This is a genomic window from Tabrizicola flagellatus, assembly GCF_046295235.1.
GTDB lineage: Bacteria > Pseudomonadota > Alphaproteobacteria > Rhodobacterales > Rhodobacteraceae > Tabrizicola > Tabrizicola flagellata_A.
The window spans coordinates 22,406-38,984 of sequence record NZ_JBKBLV010000012.1 but is presented as its reverse complement, the minus strand read 5'-3'; the positions used below and the strand labels follow the sequence as shown (position 1 = coordinate 38,984).

General features: G+C 65.7%; 16 protein-coding genes. 4 read left to right on the top strand and 12 right to left on the bottom strand.

Going from position 1 to position 16,579, the window contains the following annotated elements:
* Positions 1–6: 6 nt before the first annotated feature.
* Entirely contained in the window at positions 7–738 is a 732-nt protein-coding gene (locus ACK4IU_RS07040) for a heparan-alpha-glucosaminide N-acetyltransferase (RefSeq protein ID WP_409733049.1), read from the top strand.
* A gap of 59 nt (positions 739–797) precedes the next feature.
* Complete coding sequence (pheT, locus tag ACK4IU_RS07035) at positions 798–3,215, top strand: phenylalanine--tRNA ligase subunit beta (RefSeq protein ID WP_409733047.1); 2,418 nt, start codon at positions 798–800, stop codon at positions 3,213–3,215.
* 51 nt (positions 3,216–3,266) lie between these two features.
* Here pheT and ACK4IU_RS07030 read toward each other — a convergent pair whose 3' ends face one another.
* The 10 genes from ACK4IU_RS07030 to panB all read right to left on the bottom strand — a co-directional run bounded on the left by ACK4IU_RS07030 (position 3,267) and on the right by panB (position 13,197).
* A complete protein-coding gene (locus ACK4IU_RS07030) occupies positions 3,267–3,938 on the bottom strand; it encodes a DUF1523 family protein (RefSeq protein WP_409733045.1) in 672 nt (223 codons plus the stop codon).
* 12 nt (positions 3,939–3,950) lie between these two features.
* The gene (locus ACK4IU_RS07025) at positions 3,951–4,229 is read right to left on the bottom strand and encodes a hypothetical protein (RefSeq protein WP_409733043.1); all 279 of its coding nucleotides are present in this window, start codon (positions 4,227–4,229) and stop codon (positions 3,951–3,953) included.
* Positions 4,230–5,585 carry a DUF6638 family protein gene (locus ACK4IU_RS07020; protein ID WP_409733041.1) on the bottom strand — a complete coding sequence of 452 codons (1,356 nt, stop codon included), beginning with the start codon at positions 5,583–5,585 and terminating at the stop codon, positions 4,230–4,232.
* On the bottom strand, positions 5,582–6,106 hold the full coding sequence (locus tag ACK4IU_RS07015) for an endonuclease domain-containing protein (RefSeq protein WP_409733039.1): 525 nt from the start codon (positions 6,104–6,106) through the stop codon (positions 5,582–5,584). Before ACK4IU_RS07015 ends, ACK4IU_RS07020 begins: the two co-directional genes overlap by 4 nt.
* A gap of 199 nt (positions 6,107–6,305) precedes the next feature.
* Positions 6,306–6,740, bottom strand: a complete 435-nt coding sequence (locus ACK4IU_RS07010; protein ID WP_409733037.1) for a hypothetical protein — start codon at positions 6,738–6,740, stop codon at positions 6,306–6,308.
* A complete protein-coding gene (locus ACK4IU_RS07005; protein WP_409733035.1) occupies positions 6,740–8,668 on the bottom strand; it encodes an ATP-binding protein in 1,929 nt (642 codons plus the stop codon). The genes ACK4IU_RS07010 and ACK4IU_RS07005 overlap by 1 nt, the downstream gene beginning before the upstream one ends.
* A gap of 70 nt (positions 8,669–8,738) precedes the next feature.
* A complete protein-coding gene (locus ACK4IU_RS07000) occupies positions 8,739–9,893 on the bottom strand; it encodes a hypothetical protein (protein ID WP_409733033.1) in 1,155 nt (384 codons plus the stop codon).
* A gap of 288 nt (positions 9,894–10,181) precedes the next feature.
* Positions 10,182–11,252: a hypothetical protein gene (locus tag ACK4IU_RS06995; RefSeq protein WP_409733031.1), complete on the bottom strand. Its 1,071-nt coding sequence runs from the start codon at positions 11,250–11,252 to the stop codon at positions 10,182–10,184.
* A gap of 272 nt (positions 11,253–11,524) precedes the next feature.
* Positions 11,525–12,364, bottom strand: a complete 840-nt coding sequence (gene panC / locus ACK4IU_RS06990; protein WP_409733029.1) for a pantoate--beta-alanine ligase — start codon at positions 12,362–12,364, stop codon at positions 11,525–11,527.
* Positions 12,361–13,197, bottom strand: a complete 837-nt coding sequence (gene panB, locus ACK4IU_RS06985) for a 3-methyl-2-oxobutanoate hydroxymethyltransferase (protein WP_409733027.1) — start codon at positions 13,195–13,197, stop codon at positions 12,361–12,363. The genes panC and panB overlap by 4 nt, the downstream gene beginning before the upstream one ends.
* Before the next feature lie 156 nt (positions 13,198–13,353).
* Between panB and ACK4IU_RS06980 the strand changes: the two genes are divergently transcribed.
* Entirely contained in the window at positions 13,354–13,695 is a 342-nt protein-coding gene (locus tag ACK4IU_RS06980; RefSeq protein ID WP_409733025.1) for a cupin domain-containing protein, read from the top strand.
* Here ACK4IU_RS06980 and ACK4IU_RS06975 read toward each other — a convergent pair.
* Positions 13,692–14,531 carry a L,D-transpeptidase gene (locus ACK4IU_RS06975; RefSeq protein ID WP_409733196.1) on the bottom strand — a complete coding sequence of 280 codons (840 nt, stop codon included), beginning with the start codon at positions 14,529–14,531 and terminating at the stop codon, positions 13,692–13,694. The two genes, ACK4IU_RS06980 and ACK4IU_RS06975, sit on opposite strands and share 4 nt — an antisense overlap.
* Positions 14,532–14,859: 328 nt before the next feature.
* On the opposite strand from ACK4IU_RS06975, the gene ACK4IU_RS06970 reads away from it, so the two are divergent.
* Complete coding sequence (locus tag ACK4IU_RS06970; protein ID WP_409733023.1) at positions 14,860–15,114, top strand: GlsB/YeaQ/YmgE family stress response membrane protein; 255 nt, start codon at positions 14,860–14,862, stop codon at positions 15,112–15,114.
* A 35-nt stretch (positions 15,115–15,149) separates the two neighbouring features.
* Here ACK4IU_RS06970 and ACK4IU_RS06965 read toward each other — a convergent pair whose 3' ends face one another.
* Positions 15,150–16,358, bottom strand: a complete 1,209-nt coding sequence (locus ACK4IU_RS06965; protein ID WP_409733194.1) for an aminopeptidase P family protein — start codon at positions 16,356–16,358, stop codon at positions 15,150–15,152.
* Positions 16,359–16,579: the final 221 nt, after the last annotated feature.

Below are 16,579 nucleotides of genomic sequence, written 5' to 3'. Positions count from 1 at the left end.
CGCGCCATGTCCGCAACGCCCGATCTGCTTCCGCCCGGCCGCCTGACCTCGCTCGACCTGGCGCGGACGCTGGCCGTCGTCTGCATGGTGATCTTCCATTTCACCTTCGATCTGGCGCTCTTCGGCTACATCGACCGCGGCACGATGGGCCAGCCCTTCTGGTATTATTTCGCCCGGATGATCGCGGGCAGCTTCCTGTTCCTCTCGGGCGTCAGCCTCTGGATCGCGCATGGCCGTGGCATCCGCTGGCCCGCCTTCTGGAAGCGCTGGATCAAGCTGGCCGCCGCCGCCGCGATCGTCACCACGGCCTCGATCTGGCTGGTGCCGGGCGGGCCGATCTGGTTCGGCATCCTGCATGCCATGGCCGCCACCGCCTTCCTCGGCCTTCTCGCCCTGCGCCTGCCCTGGCCGGTGACGCTCGCCCTTGCCCTGGCGATCTTCGCTGCCGCCTGGGGCCCGCGCTTCGCCGCGCTCGACCCGATCTGGCTGGTCTGGACCGGCCTTGCCGAAAGCCGGCCGATGATGGGCGATTACGTCCCCCTCGTCCCCTGGGCCGCCCCGGCGCTCGCGGGGCTCGCCACGGCCAAGGCCCTGCGCCTCGACCTCTGGCGCGGCGCCGCGCCCTCGCCCGTCCTGCGCGCGCTCACCTTCCCCGGCCGCCATTCGCTCATCATTTACCTCGTCCACCAGCCGATCCTCTTCGGCCTGTTCAACCTCTACGCCCGCCTCGCCTCCTGACGCTTCCCCTTCCCCCCGCTTTCCGCTAATCGGAAGCCCGAAGTTTGGAGGCCTGCGCGATGAAGTTCACCCTGTCCTGGCTGAAGGATCACCTCGACACCGAGGCCACCGTCGAGACCATCGGCGAGGCGCTGACCGACCTTGGCCTGGAAGTCGAGGGCATCGAGGACCCCGCCGCCGCGCTGGGGCCGTTCCGCATCTGCCGGGTGATCGAGGCCGTCCAGCACCCCAACGCCGACCGCCTCCGCGTCTGCCGGGTAGAGACCTACCCGGAAGGCCCCGGTGGCCGGTCGGAGGAAGTCCAGGTCGTCTGCGGCGCACCGAACGCGAAAACCGGCCTGATCGGCGTCTTCGCTCCCCCCGGAACGCATATTCCGGGGACCGGCGTGGACCTGAAACCCGGCAACATCCGTGGCGTCGATTCCAACGGGATGCTCTGCTCGGAACGCGAACTCATGCTGTCGGACAACCACGACGGCATCATCGAACTGCCCGCCGATGCACCCCTTGGCGTGCGCTTCATTGATTATCGCGGCCTGAACGACCCGGTGATCGAGATCAAGGTCACCCCCAACCGCCCCGACGCATTGGGCGTCCACGGCATCGCCCGCGACCTCGCGGCCCGTGGCCTGGGCCAACTGAAACCCGTCACCGTGACCCCGGTCGCGGGTAGCTTCCCGACCCCGATCGGCGTGAAGATCGACCCCGCGCTGAAGGCGAAAGGCTGCCCGCATTTCGCCGGCCGCCTGATCCGCGGCGTCAGGAACGGCCCCTCGCCCGACTGGATGCAGACCCGGCTCAAGGCCATTGGTCTGCGGCCCATCTCGGCGCTGGTGGACATCACCAACTACTTCACCTTCGGCCTGAACCGCCCGCTGCACGTCTTCGACGCCGCCAAGGTCAAGGGCGACCTGGTGATCCGTCCCGCAAAGGACGGCGAGACGCTCCTCGCGCTCGACGGCAAGACCTACACCCTCTCCTCCGGACAAATGGTCATCGCCGACGACCACGGCCCGGAATCCCTCGCGGGAATCATGGGCGGCGAGGCCTCGGGCTGCACGCCCGAGACGACGGATGTCTTCCTCGAATCCGCCTGGTGGGACCCCATCACCATCGCCGCGACGGGGCGCGCGCTGAAGATCAACTCCGACGCCCGCTACCGCTTTGAACGCGGGGTGGATCCGGCCTTCACGCTCCCGGGCCTTGAACTTGCCACGCAGATGATCCTCGACCTCTGCGGCGGCGAGGCCGGGACAGTGGTCCAGGACGGCGCCCCCATCGACACCGCGCGCAGCTACCAGCTGGACCCCGCCCGCGTGGTCAGCCTTGTCGGCATGGACATCCCCGAAGCCACCCAGCGCGCCACGCTTCAGGCGCTGGGCTTCACCCTGAGCGGCAACGCCGTGACCCCGCCCAGCTGGCGCCCCGACATCCTCGGCGACGCCGACCTGGTCGAGGAAGTCGCCCGCATCGCCAGCCTGACGAAACTGCAGGGCGCGCCGATGGCCCGCACCCAACCGGGCGTGCCGCGTCCGGTCCTGACGCCCCTCCAGGTCCGCGAACGCACCGCCCGCCGCACCATCGCGGCCCTGGGCTACAACGAATGCGTGACCTACAGCTTCATCGACGCGAAGGCCGCCACGCTCTTCGGCGGCGGGACCGAAGCCGTCCGCGTCGAAAACCCCATCTCCTCCGAGATGACGCACCTGCGCCCCGACCTCCTTCCCGGCCTCCTAGCCGCCGCCGCCCGCAACCAGGCGCGCGGCTTCATGGACCTCGCGTTGTTCGAGATCGGCCCCGCCTTCCACGGCGGCGAACCCGGCGACCAGCACCTGCAAGCAGCGGGCCTTCTGGTCGGCGCCGCCGCCCCGCGCGATCCGCACGGTTCGCGCCGCATGGTCGATGTGTTCGACGCCAAGGCCGATGCCGAAGCGGTGCTGTCAGCCCTCGGCGCACCCACCCGCGTCCAGATCACCCGCAAGGTCGCCGACTGGTGGCACCCCGGCCGCTCTGGCGTGATCGGCCTCGGCCCCAACACGCTGGCCACCTTCGGCGAGGTCCATCCGCGCATCCTGCAGGCGATGGACGTGAAAGGCCCCGCCGTGGCCTTCGCCATCCTTGTCGCCAACATCCCCGCGCCGAAGGTGAAGACGCCAACCCGCCCCGCCCTTGCGATCAGCGACCTGCAGGCGGTCGAGCGCGATTTCGCCTTCGTGGTGGATGCCCGGGTCGAGGCCCTGACCGCCGTCAATGCCGCACAGGGTGCCGACAAGACCCTGATCGAGTCGGTGCGCGTCTTCGACCAGTTCACCGGTGAAAAGGCCGAGGCGCAGATGGGCGCGGGCAAGAAGTCCATCGCCCTGACCGTCCGCCTGCAACCGCAGGACAAGACGCTCACCGAGGCCGAGATCGAGGCCGTGTCGGCCAAGATCATCGAGAAGGTCACCAAGGCCACCGGCGGGACGCTCCGCGCCTGACGCGACGGTTCAGCCCGAAATTCTTCGCCGAAGAATTTTGGGCCCCCGCCCCTACTTCTTCGCCTTCCAGGTGTTCAGCCAGGCCCCGATCCGCCCGAAGAAGCCCCGCGCCTCCTTCCTTGCGGCCTCGACCTTCGCACCCGCCGCATCGAAGGTCTCGCCCACATCGGCCAGGGCCGGATCGACCATCCGCTCGCGGAATTGCAACCACATCTTGCGGATCATGAAGGCCAGGAAGGCCAGGAAACCGAGGATGACGATGTTGACCCAGGGGATCAGCGTCACGTCCGGCCCCTCGACCGGGCGGATCGATACCGCGTTCGGAAAGATGGAAAAGATCGGCAGCCGCCAGCCGTAATGCGTCACGGCAACCCATTGCCCCGGCGTGCGCGCGGCATTGGTCGCCTCGGCCTGCAAGGTGCTGGAATTCCATTTGAAATACGGCGGCCAGAACCAGCCCGTATCCTCATTGCGGTAGGTCATCGTCTTGCCGCCATCGAAGACCGCGTCGATGTATCGGATATCGCGCGAGGTCGTCGAGATCTCGGCCCCGGTGCCGGTGTCCTCGATCGAATAGAACATCCAGTTGCCGCCGATCTGGGTGATGCGGTTGTAGGTGTTGATGATCTGCACCACGTCGCGCTGCGGCAGGGTGTAGTGCAGGAACAGCCCGACGATCAGCACCAGAAGGATGCGGATGCCCCATTTGATCTTGGTCCACATGCGCGCGTCCTTTCAGGTCCAGTTGATGACATAGATCGTGGCCAGGAAGCCGATCGTCGGGACGATATAGATAAGCCACAACAGGCGCCGTTTCAGCCCCTTGTCGTAATGCACCATCCCCGCCTCGATGAAGGCGCGGCGTTCCTGCGCGCTCAGCCCCTCGCGCGCCGGGTCGCTGTCCCATTCCTTCTCCAGTTTCTCGCGCCGCACGCTGCGCGAGTAGATCGAGGTCAGGAAATAGGCGATCGTCAGGAAGACATACATGAAGAACGCAAGGCGCAGCCAACCCATCTACCGTCTCCCCGTTCCCCAGGGCCCTACCACGGGCGGCCGCACCGGCCTCGGCCCCTCGGCCATCTGCGGGCGGTGCAATTCGTCCATGCTCGGCTCCGGCCCGAACAGCGCGGTGCGCGCGCCCTCGCGGTCCACCTGATACTCCCGCGCCAGGAAATCCGCCACATAGGTCTTCTTGGCCTCGGACCAGGTGGCATACTGGGCGTAGAACAGCTCCTTGTGGACAATGAACATCTGCCGCACGTCCATTGGCGAGAGTTCCGACAGAAGCATGTTCACCAGGTCCCGGTCCGGCCCCTTGCCGCGCAGCGTGTAGAAATAGGCCGGATGCTCACTGGTGATCTTCGGCCACGGCCCCCCGGCCTCGACCCACCTCAGCAGCGCCGCCAGCCCCAGGAACTCCTCGGGCAGAGCGGTCCCCAGCTTGTAGGCCACCTTGCGGAGTTCGGTGCGGCGGGCGTCGCCGACCTCGATCCCCAGCCGGTCGGCGGCATCGACCAGGATGAAATCCATCTTCTGCCGCAGGATCGCCGCCGCATCCGCCCCCCGCGCCTGCACGATGGGCTCCACCAGCCCGTTCCGCTCCAGCCAGTCGGCGATCTGGTTGCGGTGCGTCAGGTCCATGACCTGCGCGATCGGCACCTCGCCCAGGCTGCGCCAGTCCAGCGTGGAGATCGCCGCCGGATAGCGCACCCCCTGAAAGATGTAGATGCCGCCGAAATGGCTGGTCCAGAAGTTCGCCTGGCTGAAGGTCATCGCCGGAAGCGAGATCGGCACCCGCGTCACGTCGCCCGTCTTCTTCGCCAGCCCGATCATTTCGGCGATCAGCACATCGTCGCGCCAGCCGTCCGGCTCCTGCCGGAACCGCTCGATCAGCTTCGCGAGCTTCCCCGCATCCGCGACATGCCCGCCAATCGTATCCGCCTCGACCGTCACCTGCCGTATGTCGAACAGCTTGGCCGGCGAGTCGAAGGCGTAGACCGAGTTCTGCAACTCCCCCGCCACCGCATCCCGCGCGGTCAGGGCGAAAAGCTGAGCCTCGTTCTTCTCGATGAACTGCGTCAGGATCCCCCTGCTGGTGGAGAACTTGATGTTGAGAAGCGGCGCATCCTTCTGGGCCGTGGTGAGCAGGATGAACTGCCGGTTCGCCCCGTTGGGGTTGAGGTAGAGATGGTCGTTAAGCTCATCCCCGATCTCGGGCGAATAGCCGGAGAGGTCGATGTGGAAATCGTCGAGCTTCGTGGTCTTGCCGGTAAGGTGCTTGAGCGCCCGGTTGTAGCGTTCGACAAGGGCGGGCGAGGAGACCTCGATCAGGTTCCCGAACATGAGGCCGCGTTGGATGAGGCGTTTCATGGCGTGCTTCCTTTTGACGGGGCGCCTCTGTCTTGCGGCGTGCCCCCCACCCCCAGCCCCTCCCCACGCGGGGGAGGGGAGGCGCCTCGGCCCGCCGTCTCGCACATCGCCGAAGGTTGAGTGCCTCCCTCCCCCCGCGTGGGGGAGGGATGGGGTGGGGGGGCGTCTGCCAATTCCCCGCCACCAACCGCATCGAAGATCACCTGCATCACCCCCTCGATATTACCCGAAACCTCCGGATTCCAGAACCGCAACACCTGAAACCCCTGAGACACCAACCAGTCATCCCGCCGAATATCCCGCTCCCCACCATGCCCACCGCCATCAATCTCAATCACCAATCGCCGCCCCAGATCCGCGAAATCCGCGATGAACGGCCCGATGGGCGCCTGCCGCCGAAAATGCAGCCCCAGCATCCGGTTCAACTCCCGCAGCTTCGCCCAGACCTTCCGCTCCTGCGGCGTCATCTCCGCCCGCAGCCTCCGCGCCCTAGCCCGTGTGATGGGGTGGATGCCGGTCATGCGTTACGCCCCATGCCCAGGGCCCCCCACCCCAACCCTCCCCACAAGGGGGAGGGAGGGCCAATCCGGCCGCCACTGGCGCCCACGCAAACCGAAGAAGCGCCTCCCCACCCCCTCTTGGGGAGGGGGTGGGCGTGGGGGGCGGGAGAGGAGACCTCGATCAAGTTCCCTGCCACCATTTCACGTTGAATGGGGAGTTTCATTGGCAGAGGCCTATACCCACATTTTGGCTTTCGATCACAATGAACGGCTTCTCTGTTTCTGCCACCCAAGTATCAATTTGCAGGTAAGTGGTGTTCACAAATGTTGCATGGTCAAAATCTGAGGCGGGTCCGGGAATGGATGAGGCAAGTAATTTGAAAGATGAGGAGCGCGAGCCTCCGTCGAGAATTTTCTTTATTGGGTAGTACTCCGTCCCAAAGCCAGCGTGGTAAACAACTCCGGTTGTCATGTCGACGACCATGTCGTTCTCAAGATACGCAGATTCCAGTGAGTTAGGTTGAAAAGCCCCTTCGGCCGTCAGCTGAAAGACCTGATGCAACTTGCAGCGCATCGAGTAGGCATCCGCACTAGTTGGCGCGGAAGCGAGAAGAATTGGCAAGAAGATCAAACGGATTTGAGTGGTGAGTTTCATCACCCCTTCCCCTCCAGATACCGCCGCTTCGCCTCTTCCGTCCGGCCAAAGTCGCGCACCATGGCCTCGATGGCCACCTCGTCCGACTTGTCGGCATAGCGGAATTCGCTGTCGGCGTAGCGGTTGATCTCCTGGATCACCATCTCCACCGTGATCGGGGTCATCAGCCCTTTGATCATCGCCAGCTTCTCGTCATAGGGCTTGAAGAGGAACAGGTCCGGCGCCTCCATCCATTCGTCCGGCAGTTCAAAGTCCATCGCCCGGACCTTCACCGCATCGGTGATGTTCTTGATCGCGCGGCCTGTGAACCTTTCATCCGCCTCTTGGATCGCCTTCAGGTAGGCCCCGATCTTCGCCAGGGTATCGAGCTTCCCGATCTCCCGCGACACCCGGTCCCAGACCTTCAGGAGCCCCTCCTCATGCGGCTTCGAATGGCCCTCGAAGGACGCGGCAACGGCCTTCCTGATCTCCTGCGCCGCGAACAGCTGGTGATCCCCCACCGGGATGGAATGGTTCTTCCCCAGCAGAAGGGAGAGGATGTCGATGTAGTCTTCCTTCGTCTGCGGCCCGTCGACCAGAAACCGCGCCCCGGCCCGCTGGCGCAGGGCGTCGTCCACGTTCTCGGGGAAGTTGCTGAACATCCCGAAGCTGCAGTTCCCCCGCACCACCGTTCCCGCCCCCGCAAAGGCCTGCATGAAGACCGCCGTCACCTCCTGCTGGCCCGCGCTGGACTGCCGGTCCCCGCGCTTGCCCGCCACCTGGTCGATGTCGTCGATGGTCCCGAAGCCGATGACCGAAGGGTCGAGGATCGCGTCGATGAACGCCTTGGCATTCTGCCCCGACTTGCCCTGGTAGCTGTCGATCTGGTCGATCGAGAAGTTCTGATACCGAAACGGATACCCCGCCACCTTGCAGTAATCGTTCAGCAATCCCGCCATCATCTGGATCAGCGTCGTCTTCCCCGTCCCCGGCTTCCCATCCCCCATGAAGGTGAAGATGAACCCGCCAAGCTCCGCAAACGGGTTCAGTCGCCGCTCGAAATCATAGGCCATCAGCATCTTCGACAGCCGCAGCGACTGGTACTTGGCGATGTGGTTCCCCACCACCTCATGCGGCTTCTTGAAGGCCATGGCGATCATGCCACCCTTCGCAGCCTTCGCCGGCTTGAACCCCGCGATGGTCAGCCCGTCGGCCTCCACCTTCCAGGATCCCGCCGTAAACACCGAGGTCCGCGCCCCGTTCTCCGCCCGGATCTGCACCTTCTTCATCAAGGCCTCGGCAAAGGCCGACACCACCGCCACCAGCTTCACATCATCGGTGGCGAGTGCCCCGATGTCCTGGTCCAGCTCCCAAAGCGCGCCCTGCAAGGCCAGCGGAGCATTGTCGGTCAGCACCTCTTCCACCTCGCCCAGCTCCACCGTCCCCGGCCCCACATGCGGCGCGATGAGATACGCCAGCGCATTGGCAAAGGTGAACAAGACCACCAGCGCCTCGCCCTGCAACAACTCCCCGAACTCCGCGCGGCGCGCATCCGGCACCCGCCCCTCCAGGTTCGCCTTCTTCAGTTCCGCCAAGCCGGACTGGGCCGCAAACGTCTCCCCCATCGCCAGCGCAATCGCCAGCGCCCGGCGCATCGCATTCAGCACCGCCGCCTGGACCGGCGAGACCAGCCCATCCCCCAGCCCCTCGATCCGCTCCGCCAGCCGCACCCCGCTCGGCCGCGTCGTCGAGCGCGCCGCCATCCCCGGCACGGTCGAGCGGAACGTCGGTCGCGTCCCGATCCCCGGCGACCGCTCCGCCACCGGTGCCGCGACCAGGGGCTTCGCCAGCCGCGGCGCGTGATCGAAGCCGAAGACCATCCCAAGGGCTGCCTCGTACTGCGCCCGGATCGTCTCTTCCTTCAGCTCCATCGTATCGCGCGTGGTCATCCGGCAACCCCTTTCTTCTGTTCACAAATATCCCGGGGGTCCGGGGGCAGCGCCCCCGGGGGCTCAGCAATCACAACGTCGGAATAAGCCGCCCCCCGGCCCCGACCACGAACTTCCGCAATCCCTGAAGCCCCCGCGGGTTCTGCTCCACCAGCACCTGATAGGGCTTCTCCGGCAGGATGATCATCCGGTCCTGCCGCGTGGCGCCAAGCTCGGCCCCCGCTACCGGGTCCAGCTTGTAGACCTGCCGCCCGACGGTCGAGAACCACCCGTCCTTCACCTCTTCCTCACGGTCGCTGACCAGGTCCTCCACCGTCCAGACCAGCGCCCAATCCTCGCCCTCCGGCGCCTTCGCGCCCTCCAGCACCTTCGAGATCGGGCCGGACTGCAAGGTAAAGCTCGCCGAATACATCGGCCCCAGGATGATCCGCCGCAGCCGCTTGGGGTGCAGGTCGGCAAAGTCCTTGTCGAACCCGGTGGCGATGGTCAGCAGCTTCAGCCCGCCCACCGACTGCGCCATCAGGGCCGCCTGCGCCTGCGGCCAGCGGTAGGCATCGTTCAGGATCGGGCGCTTGCCCGAGTCCTCCAGGTCCATGAGGTAGACCACCGGCAGGTTGCTCTGAGTGTCCCAGACCGCCCAATGCACCAGGAAATGCCGCCGCTCGCCCAGATCCTCGATCCACTGCGCGTCCGGGTCGTTCCGCGCCCAGAAGATGCCGCCGGCCGCCAAAGCCTCATAGTAGTATCGCTGCGACAAGGCGAATTGCAGCGCGGTGGGGACCATCTGGTCCCCCACGATCTGCCGGATCATCCGGTCTTTCAGCTCCGCCTCCGAGGGCATGCCGGCCAGATGCTTTTCAGCCTGCTGGGCATCGACGGCCATTGTCATGAGTTCCTGCGCCACCGGAAATCCGCTTTCATGCCGGTCGATGGTCAGGCGCGGAGCCCCCTCGCCCCGACCCGTCATCAGGTACTTGTGATTGAGCGCCCGGAACGTCCCCGCAACCGCCGTCAGATACCGCCCGAGTACCCGAGCCTCGGTCCGCGTCAGCCGCCCCTCGGCCTCCACCTCCGCCGCCACCCGGCCCAGATGCCCGGTGATCCGGTCGAACTTGGCAAAATACCGCCGCGCGACAAGCGTGTCGTAAAGCTCATGGTGGTCCGAGGTGAGGACGTCTTTGACGGTGGGGTCAGGCATCGCGTGGTTGACCGTTCTTATCGACATCAAGAAACCAGCGCCAAAACCCGGCAAATCTTCCGCTGATCACATTGGCTTCCGTCAGGCCGCTTCGCGTCAGAATCATTCGGCTCCTTTCAGGAGACCAGAGAGCCCAGGCTACTCCGCGATAAGCTACAAACGCGAGGATTACGCCCGAAAGCGCAGGCATCCAGATGTCCGTGACCAGGACCGGTGGATCAGCGCTGCCTTCTTGCGCGGATAGGCCCCGCCAAATCGGGTATGCTTGCAGAATTGCGGCTATCGCAAACAAACCCAGTTGCTGCAGCCGAAACCTCATTCCCCATACGCGTTCTTGTCGTGCTTCTCGACAATCGCCGCAAAGCGCCGGGCGAAGCGTTCATCCGCCTTCGCCTTCTGCTCCAGGATCTGGCGGGCAAAGACCATGTGACCCTCATGCGCTTCCAGCATGTCGGCCATCTTGTCGTTGGTCGCCGCCCCGATCGCCGCCATCGCGGTCTGGGCCTCCTGGTCGGTCTTCACCCCGATCTCGTTGATCCGGTGCGCCACGTCCTGCTGCTGCGCGGTCTTCAAGGACGAGGTCAGCGCGTCGTACAGCACCACCCGCTGCTTGGTATCCGTCTGCAGCTTGTTGATCAGCACCAGCTGCGTCGCCGCCTGGTTCTGCAGACTGTCGACCCAGGTCTTGCCCTTCTCGATATACCGCTCCAGCGTCTGCGACTTCGCCAGCTTCACCTGCTCGTCCTGCACCAGCGCGTTGTATTTCGCATTCAGCGTCGCCAGCTCCGTCTCCAGCCTGGTCCGCGCCGCCGCGTCCTGTTCGACGCTGATCTTGTTCTCCAGCTCGATGATCTTCGGGTCCAGGGCGGCGACTTCCTTCCGCACCGCTTCCAAGGCCGCCACCGTCTCTTCCCGCTCCGTCAGGGTCGAGGCCAGGTTCCCCTCCACCCGCGTCTTCTGGGTGTTCAGCAGGTCCAGCTGCCCCTGCAACAGCTTAACGATCACGTCCGACTTGGAAATCAGGTCCTGCAACTTGTCGTCGATGGTGGCAGCGCGCATCCGCTCCTGCCGCATCGATTCCGCCTTCGCCGGCGAGAAGATGCCGATGAAGGACTCCATCCCGGTCTTCGACCGCATCTCGCTGAATTCCTTCGAGAATCCCGCAGTCACGTCGTCCAGCCCCATGATGAGTTCCGCGATGTTCGCGTTCATCAGCTCGGTATGCTTGGCCACATCCTCAAGCGTGGCGTTCTCGACGTCCAGCTCCACACCCTGGTCCAGCTTCGACCGCGCCGCTTCGATCCGGCTGGTGATCTCGCTGATCTTCGCCTGCGTCTGCGCGACCTGAGCCTGGCTTTCCCTGATCTGCGTCTCGAAATCGGCCATCCGACCCTCCGTTGAACCACATCTGCATCACATAGTGAAGTAACAGCGAATTACATCATCCCGGCCCCGATTGATGGGACCCGTCATGGGGGGAAGTCTTGCAGCAAGTTCCCCCGTCCGCCAAGCGCGGAATCCCGCCCCCGGCACTTGCCCTTTGACAAATACTCTCTGGGGGTATGGGGGGCGAAGCGCCCCCATCACCCGAGGAGGAGGCGCAGCCCGACGACGAGACAAAAGGCGCGCGCGCCAGCGCTCCTTTCAATACCCGGCCCTCAGACGGGAATGTTGTCGATCAGCCGCACCCCGTCGATCCAGGCCGCCGCCAGCATCCGGCGCGGGCGGCGCGGGTCGTCCGAAGGCATCAGCGTCTCGGCATCGCGCAACTCGATGTATTCCACCCGCTCGAACCCCGCCTTCCGCATCGTCTCGGCCGCCTCGCGGATCGCCATGCGGTCGGCATGGCCGGCGCGGATGTCGTCGGCGGCGCGGGTGATCGCGGCGTAAAGGATCGGTGCCTTGGCCCGCCCCTCCGCCGTCAGGCGCACGTTGCGGCTGGACATGGCCAGCCCGTCCGGCTCGCGGATCGTCTCGCAACCCACCACCTGCACCGGAATGTTCAGGTCGCGCACCAGCCGCAGCACCACCTGCAACTGCTGCCAGTCCTTCTGGCCGAAATAGCCCTTGTCGGCCAGCGACATCCCGAAGAGCTTCGTCACCACCGTCGCCACCCCGTCGAAATGTCCGGGGCGCATGTGGCCCTCCAGCGGCTGCGCCACGCCGGTCATGCTGACCGTGGTGATGAAGCCGTCGGGGTAGACCTCCTCGACCGGGGGCGCGAAGATCGCGTCCACCGGGACCGTGGCAAGAAGCGCGGCGTCGGCATCCTCGCTGCGGGGGTATTTCTTCAGGTCCTCGGGATTGTTGAACTGCTTGGGGTTCACGAAGATCGTGGTGATGACCCGGTCGCACTCCGCCCGCGCGCGCCGGGCGAGGGACAGGTGCCCGTCGTGCAGCGCGCCCATGGTTGGGACAACGCCCACCACCTCGTTCCGTGCCTTCCAGCCCCCCGCAAGGGCGCGCAGGTCGGCCACCGTCCGCAGGATCGGGATCATTTCTTCTCCTTCGCCGGCAACTCGTCCGGGAAGCTGTGCTCTGCCGCGGGAAAGGCGCGCGAGCGCACCTCGGCGGCATAGGCGGCGATGGCCGCGTCGGCGGCCTTGCCCAGCTCGGCATAGCGCTTCACGAACTTCGGCCGGAAGTCGGTGAACAGGCCCAGCATGTCGTCCACGACCAGCACCTGCCCGTCGCAATCCACCCCCGCGCCGATGCCGATGGTCGGGATCGACAGCGTCGCCGTGATGCGCCCCGCAAGACCCGCCGGCACCTTTTCCAGCACCACCGAGAATGCCCCGGCCGCCTCGGTGGCCTTCGCGTCCGCCATCACCTTCTCGGCCTCCTCGGCCCGGCCCACCACCTTGTAGCCGCCCAGGGTGTTCACCGACTGCGGGGTCAGGCCCACATGCGCCATCACCGGCACGCCGCGCGCGGTAAGGAAGGCGATGGTCTCGGCCATGTGCTGCCCACCCTCCAGCTTCACCGCCGGGGCGCCGGTCTCGGCCATCAGGCGAGAGGCATTGCGGAACGCCTGCGCCGGCCCCTCCTCGTAGGACCCGAAGGGCATGTCGATCACCGGCATCGCCTTCTGCGAGCCCCGCACGACAGCCTTCCCGTGCAGGATCATCATCTCCATCGTAACGCCCAGTGTGGACGGCAGCCCATGGATCACCATCCCAACCGAATCCCCAACCAGCACGATGTCGCAATGCGCATCGACCAGCCGGGCGACAGGGGTGGAATAGGCCGTCAGCACCACCAGCGGCGCACCGCCCTTTCGGGCGCGGATGTCGGGGGGCAGCACGGGCCGGACGGGGGACGTGGCGCTCATGGATGCCTCCGCGCAATTCACATTCTGCCCGCCATATGGGCACAAGCGGAAGGCCGCCGCAACAAATTTGCGCCGCAGCGCAGCACCGCCGGTCGCAGCGTCACGGGGTTGACGCGCCGGTGCCGCGCGGCCTGAATGCGCCGAAAGGAGAAGCCCATGACCCTCATCCAGCGCGTCAGCCGTGACGGCATCACCCCCGAGATCGGCGGCCCGGCCCCCGACCGTCTCCTCTCGGGCAACCCGGTCCATACCACCTGGAACCTTGAGGACCGCGACGGCCTTTACTGCGGGCTTTGGCAGTCTACCCCCGGGAAGTGGCGCGTGAGCTATTCGGAATGGGAATATTTCCGCATCTTGTCGGGCTATTCGATCCTGACCGGGGCGGACGGCAGCGTCACCCAGTTGCACCCGGGCGACAGCCTGATCATCCGCCCGGGCTTCGAGGGGACCTGGGAGGTCGTGCAGACCACCCTCAAGGACTATGTGATCCGGGTTTAGCCGCGGGTGCCCACCGTCACCGAGGTGCCCGAGACGACCGGACGCGGACATTCCTCGGGGGCGATGCCACGACGGTCACAGGCGGCCAGCCGCTTGCGCTCGGCCTTCTCGAAGGCGGCACGGTCCTGCGCCTCCTGCTTGGCGATCGCGATCTCGTCGCGCTGCTTCTTGGCGATGTTCTCCGGCGTCTGAGGCACCAGCCGGCCATAGGCGTCGATCATCTGCGGGCCTTCCAGCGCCAGGCTCTCGGCCTCGGTCCGGACCTTCACGCGGGTTCCGGTCGGCACCTTGTTGTACAGGTCGATGGCATCCTGGTTGAACAGCCGGATGCAACCCGCGCTGGTCGCGTGGCCGATCGAAGCGGCGTCGGACGTGCCATGGATGCGGAACATCGTGTCGCGCCCGCCGCGATAGAGATACAGCGCCCGCGCGCCCAGCGGGTTCTGCAGGCCGCCTGGCAGGCCCCCGGCATAGGCCGCGTAAAGGTCGGGCCGGGTGCGGATCATGTTGGCGGTGGGCTGCCACGACGGCCATTCCGCCTTGCGCCCGATCACGCCATTGCCCCGGAAGGACAGCCCCTCGCGACCGACCGCGATCGGATAGCGGGTCGCCGTCCCGCCCTCGCCCACCAGATAGAGCTTGCGCGCATAGGTATCGACGACCACCGTCCCCGGCGCCTCGTCGCCGGCATAGGCGACCTCGGTCCGGCGGTTGCTCTCGAACAGATACTGCTCTGGCACCGGCTCGATGAAGAAGGCGCCGTCCTGGATGCCTTCATAGCCGGGCACGACCACCGGCTCTTGCGGTTTCGGGATGCTGGCACAGGCGGCAAGCATGGGAAGGGCAAGGATCGCAAGGATCCGGGCAGGAAGCAGGGTCACTTGGCAGACTCGGGTTCAAGGGCAGCTTCTGCCACTTGCGCCACGGTCGCGCCCATGCGTCAAGCCCAAAAATGCAGGCTTTTCCGAATCTTCGCGGCCGAAGCTGGCCTGATGAGCGGGTCCTGTTCGATTCTGTGCGGTCCGCGCGGGCCGGCCGCGTCGCATATGCAGCGCATGCCGCCGGGATTATTCCATATCTAGCGGTTCCGGCAGGGAACCCGGCGGAACTTCGCGCATTGTAGCCGTACCGCTCCATCCAGAAGCGACTGAAAAGGGGAACCGCATGGCCATCGAAGCACTCATCGTCACACTCGTCATCGGCGCCATCGCCGGCTGGCTGGCCGGGCTGATCGTCAAGGGCTACGGCTTCGGCATCATCGGCAACATCGTCGTCGGCATCGTCGGCGCCTTCATCGCCGGGCTGATCCTGCCCTATGCCGGCCTTTCGTTCGGCGGCGGCATTGTCGGCGCGATCATCGCCGCCACCCTTGGCGCGGTGATCCTCCTGCTCCTGATCCGCGTCATCAAGCGCGCCTGAAGCGGACGGGCCGGGGCATCCCCCGGCCCGATCCCTCAGCCCACCACGTTGAAGGCGGGTCCGTAGGGGTAATGCGTGATGTCCTCGGGCTCGTCCTCGGTCACGACGAAGATGTCGTGCTCACGGTAGCCGCCCGCCCCCGGCATGCCTTCCGGGATCGTCAGCATCGGCTCCATGCTGATGACCATCCCCGGCTCCAGCACCGTGTCGATGTCCTCGCGCAACTCCAGCGCCGCCTCGCGGCCGTAGTAGTGCGACAGCACCCCGAACGAATGCCCATAACCGAAGGTCCGGTATTGCAGCATCTGCCGCTCGGCCAGGAACTCGTTGATCTTCATGGTGATCTCGGCGCACGAGGCACCGGGCTTCAGAAGCTTCATCCCGAATTCATGGCTGTCGATGTTGGTCTGCCAGACCTTCATGCTGGCCTCGTCCACCTCACCCACGAACAGCGTCCGCTCCAGCGCGGTGTAATAGCCCGAGATCATCGGGAAGCAGTTCAGCGACAGGATATCCCCGTGCTTCAGCTTGCGGTTCGTCACCGGGTTGTGCGCGCCGTCGGTGTTGATCCCGGACTGGAACCAGACCCAGGTGTCGCGGTATTCGGCGTCGGGAAAACGCTTGGCGATCTCGCGCTCCATCGCATCCCGTCCGGCGATGGACACTTCAAGCTCCGTCGCGCCGACCTTGATCGCCTCGCGGATCGCATAGCCGCCCACGTCAGCCACATTGGCACCGTGCTTGATCAGCGCGATCTCGGCCGGAGATTTCCGCATCCGCTGGTGCATCGTCGCCGGGGCGACATCGACCCCCCGCTTCGGCTTCAGGAAGGTGTTGAACTTCTCGGCCCGCTCCATCGTCAGATGGTCCGCCTCGCAGCCCACAGCCTTGCCGGTCCCCACCACCGAGACCACCGCACGCCAGAAATTGTCGCGGGTCCAGTCGGTATAGGTGATGTTGTCCTCGATGCTGCGGCGCCACGGCTGGCCCGCGTCGATCCCGGCGCTGATCGTCACGCACTGGGTTTTCGTCACGACGCAGGCATAGGGCCGCCCGAAGCTGCAATAGAGGAAGCCCGAGTAATAGGCCACGTTGTGCATCGAGGTCAGGACGACCGCGTCCAGCTCGTGCATCTCCATGATTTCGCGCAGGCCCGCCAGGCGATCGTGGTATTCCTGATCGGCGAAGGGCAGCCTGTCCTTCTTGCCGCCGTTGTGAAAGCGGTACATCTCGGGACGGTTCAACGACATGTCCAGACCTCGTGTGCAGGGGTCCGGCCATGTGCCACGGGACCCCGGAAGGTCCCGGCGTACAGGACGGAAGCGGGGGTTACCCGCAAGCGTCGGGGTGTTCACCCCTGCGGCGACGCCATCGCCACGGCTCGCTCCCTTCCTGCGCCCGCGCGGCCTTTTGCGCAAGACCGTTTCCGACCCTTGCACGGCCGGTTTGCGACCCCATCTATCCT

Bases quoted from the DNA above. Each gene is read 5' to 3' on its own strand.
- ACK4IU_RS07040 (WP_409733049.1), top strand. From the start codon at position 7: ATGTCCGCAACGCCCGATCTGCTTCCGCCCGGCCGCCTGACCTCGCTC.
- pheT (WP_409733047.1), top strand. From the start codon at position 798: ATGAAGTTCACCCTGTCCTGGCTGAAGGATCACCTCGACACCGAGGCC.
- ACK4IU_RS07030 (WP_409733045.1), bottom strand. From the start codon at position 3,938: ATGTGGACCAAGATCAAATGGGGCATCCGCATCCTTCTGGTGCTGATC.
- ACK4IU_RS07025 (WP_409733043.1), bottom strand. From the start codon at position 4,229: ATGGGTTGGCTGCGCCTTGCGTTCTTCATGTATGTCTTCCTGACGATC.
- ACK4IU_RS07020 (WP_409733041.1), bottom strand. From the start codon at position 5,585: ATGAAACGCCTCATCCAACGCGGCCTCATGTTCGGGAACCTGATCGAG.
- ACK4IU_RS07015 (WP_409733039.1), bottom strand. From the start codon at position 6,106: ATGACCGGCATCCACCCCATCACACGGGCTAGGGCGCGGAGGCTGCGG.
- ACK4IU_RS07010 (WP_409733037.1), bottom strand. From the start codon at position 6,740: ATGAAACTCACCACTCAAATCCGTTTGATCTTCTTGCCAATTCTTCTC.
- ACK4IU_RS07005 (WP_409733035.1), bottom strand. From the start codon at position 8,668: ATGACCACGCGCGATACGATGGAGCTGAAGGAAGAGACGATCCGGGCG.
- ACK4IU_RS07000 (WP_409733033.1), bottom strand. From the start codon at position 9,893: ATGTCGATAAGAACGGTCAACCACGCGATGCCTGACCCCACCGTCAAA.
- ACK4IU_RS06995 (WP_409733031.1), bottom strand. From the start codon at position 11,252: ATGGCCGATTTCGAGACGCAGATCAGGGAAAGCCAGGCTCAGGTCGCG.
- panC (WP_409733029.1), bottom strand. From the start codon at position 12,364: ATGATCCCGATCCTGCGGACGGTGGCCGACCTGCGCGCCCTTGCGGGG.
- panB (WP_409733027.1), bottom strand. From the start codon at position 13,197: ATGAGCGCCACGTCCCCCGTCCGGCCCGTGCTGCCCCCCGACATCCGC.
- ACK4IU_RS06980 (WP_409733025.1), top strand. From the start codon at position 13,354: ATGACCCTCATCCAGCGCGTCAGCCGTGACGGCATCACCCCCGAGATC.
- ACK4IU_RS06975 (WP_409733196.1), bottom strand. From the start codon at position 14,531: ATGCTTGCCGCCTGTGCCAGCATCCCGAAACCGCAAGAGCCGGTGGTC.
- ACK4IU_RS06970 (WP_409733023.1), top strand. From the start codon at position 14,860: ATGGCCATCGAAGCACTCATCGTCACACTCGTCATCGGCGCCATCGCC.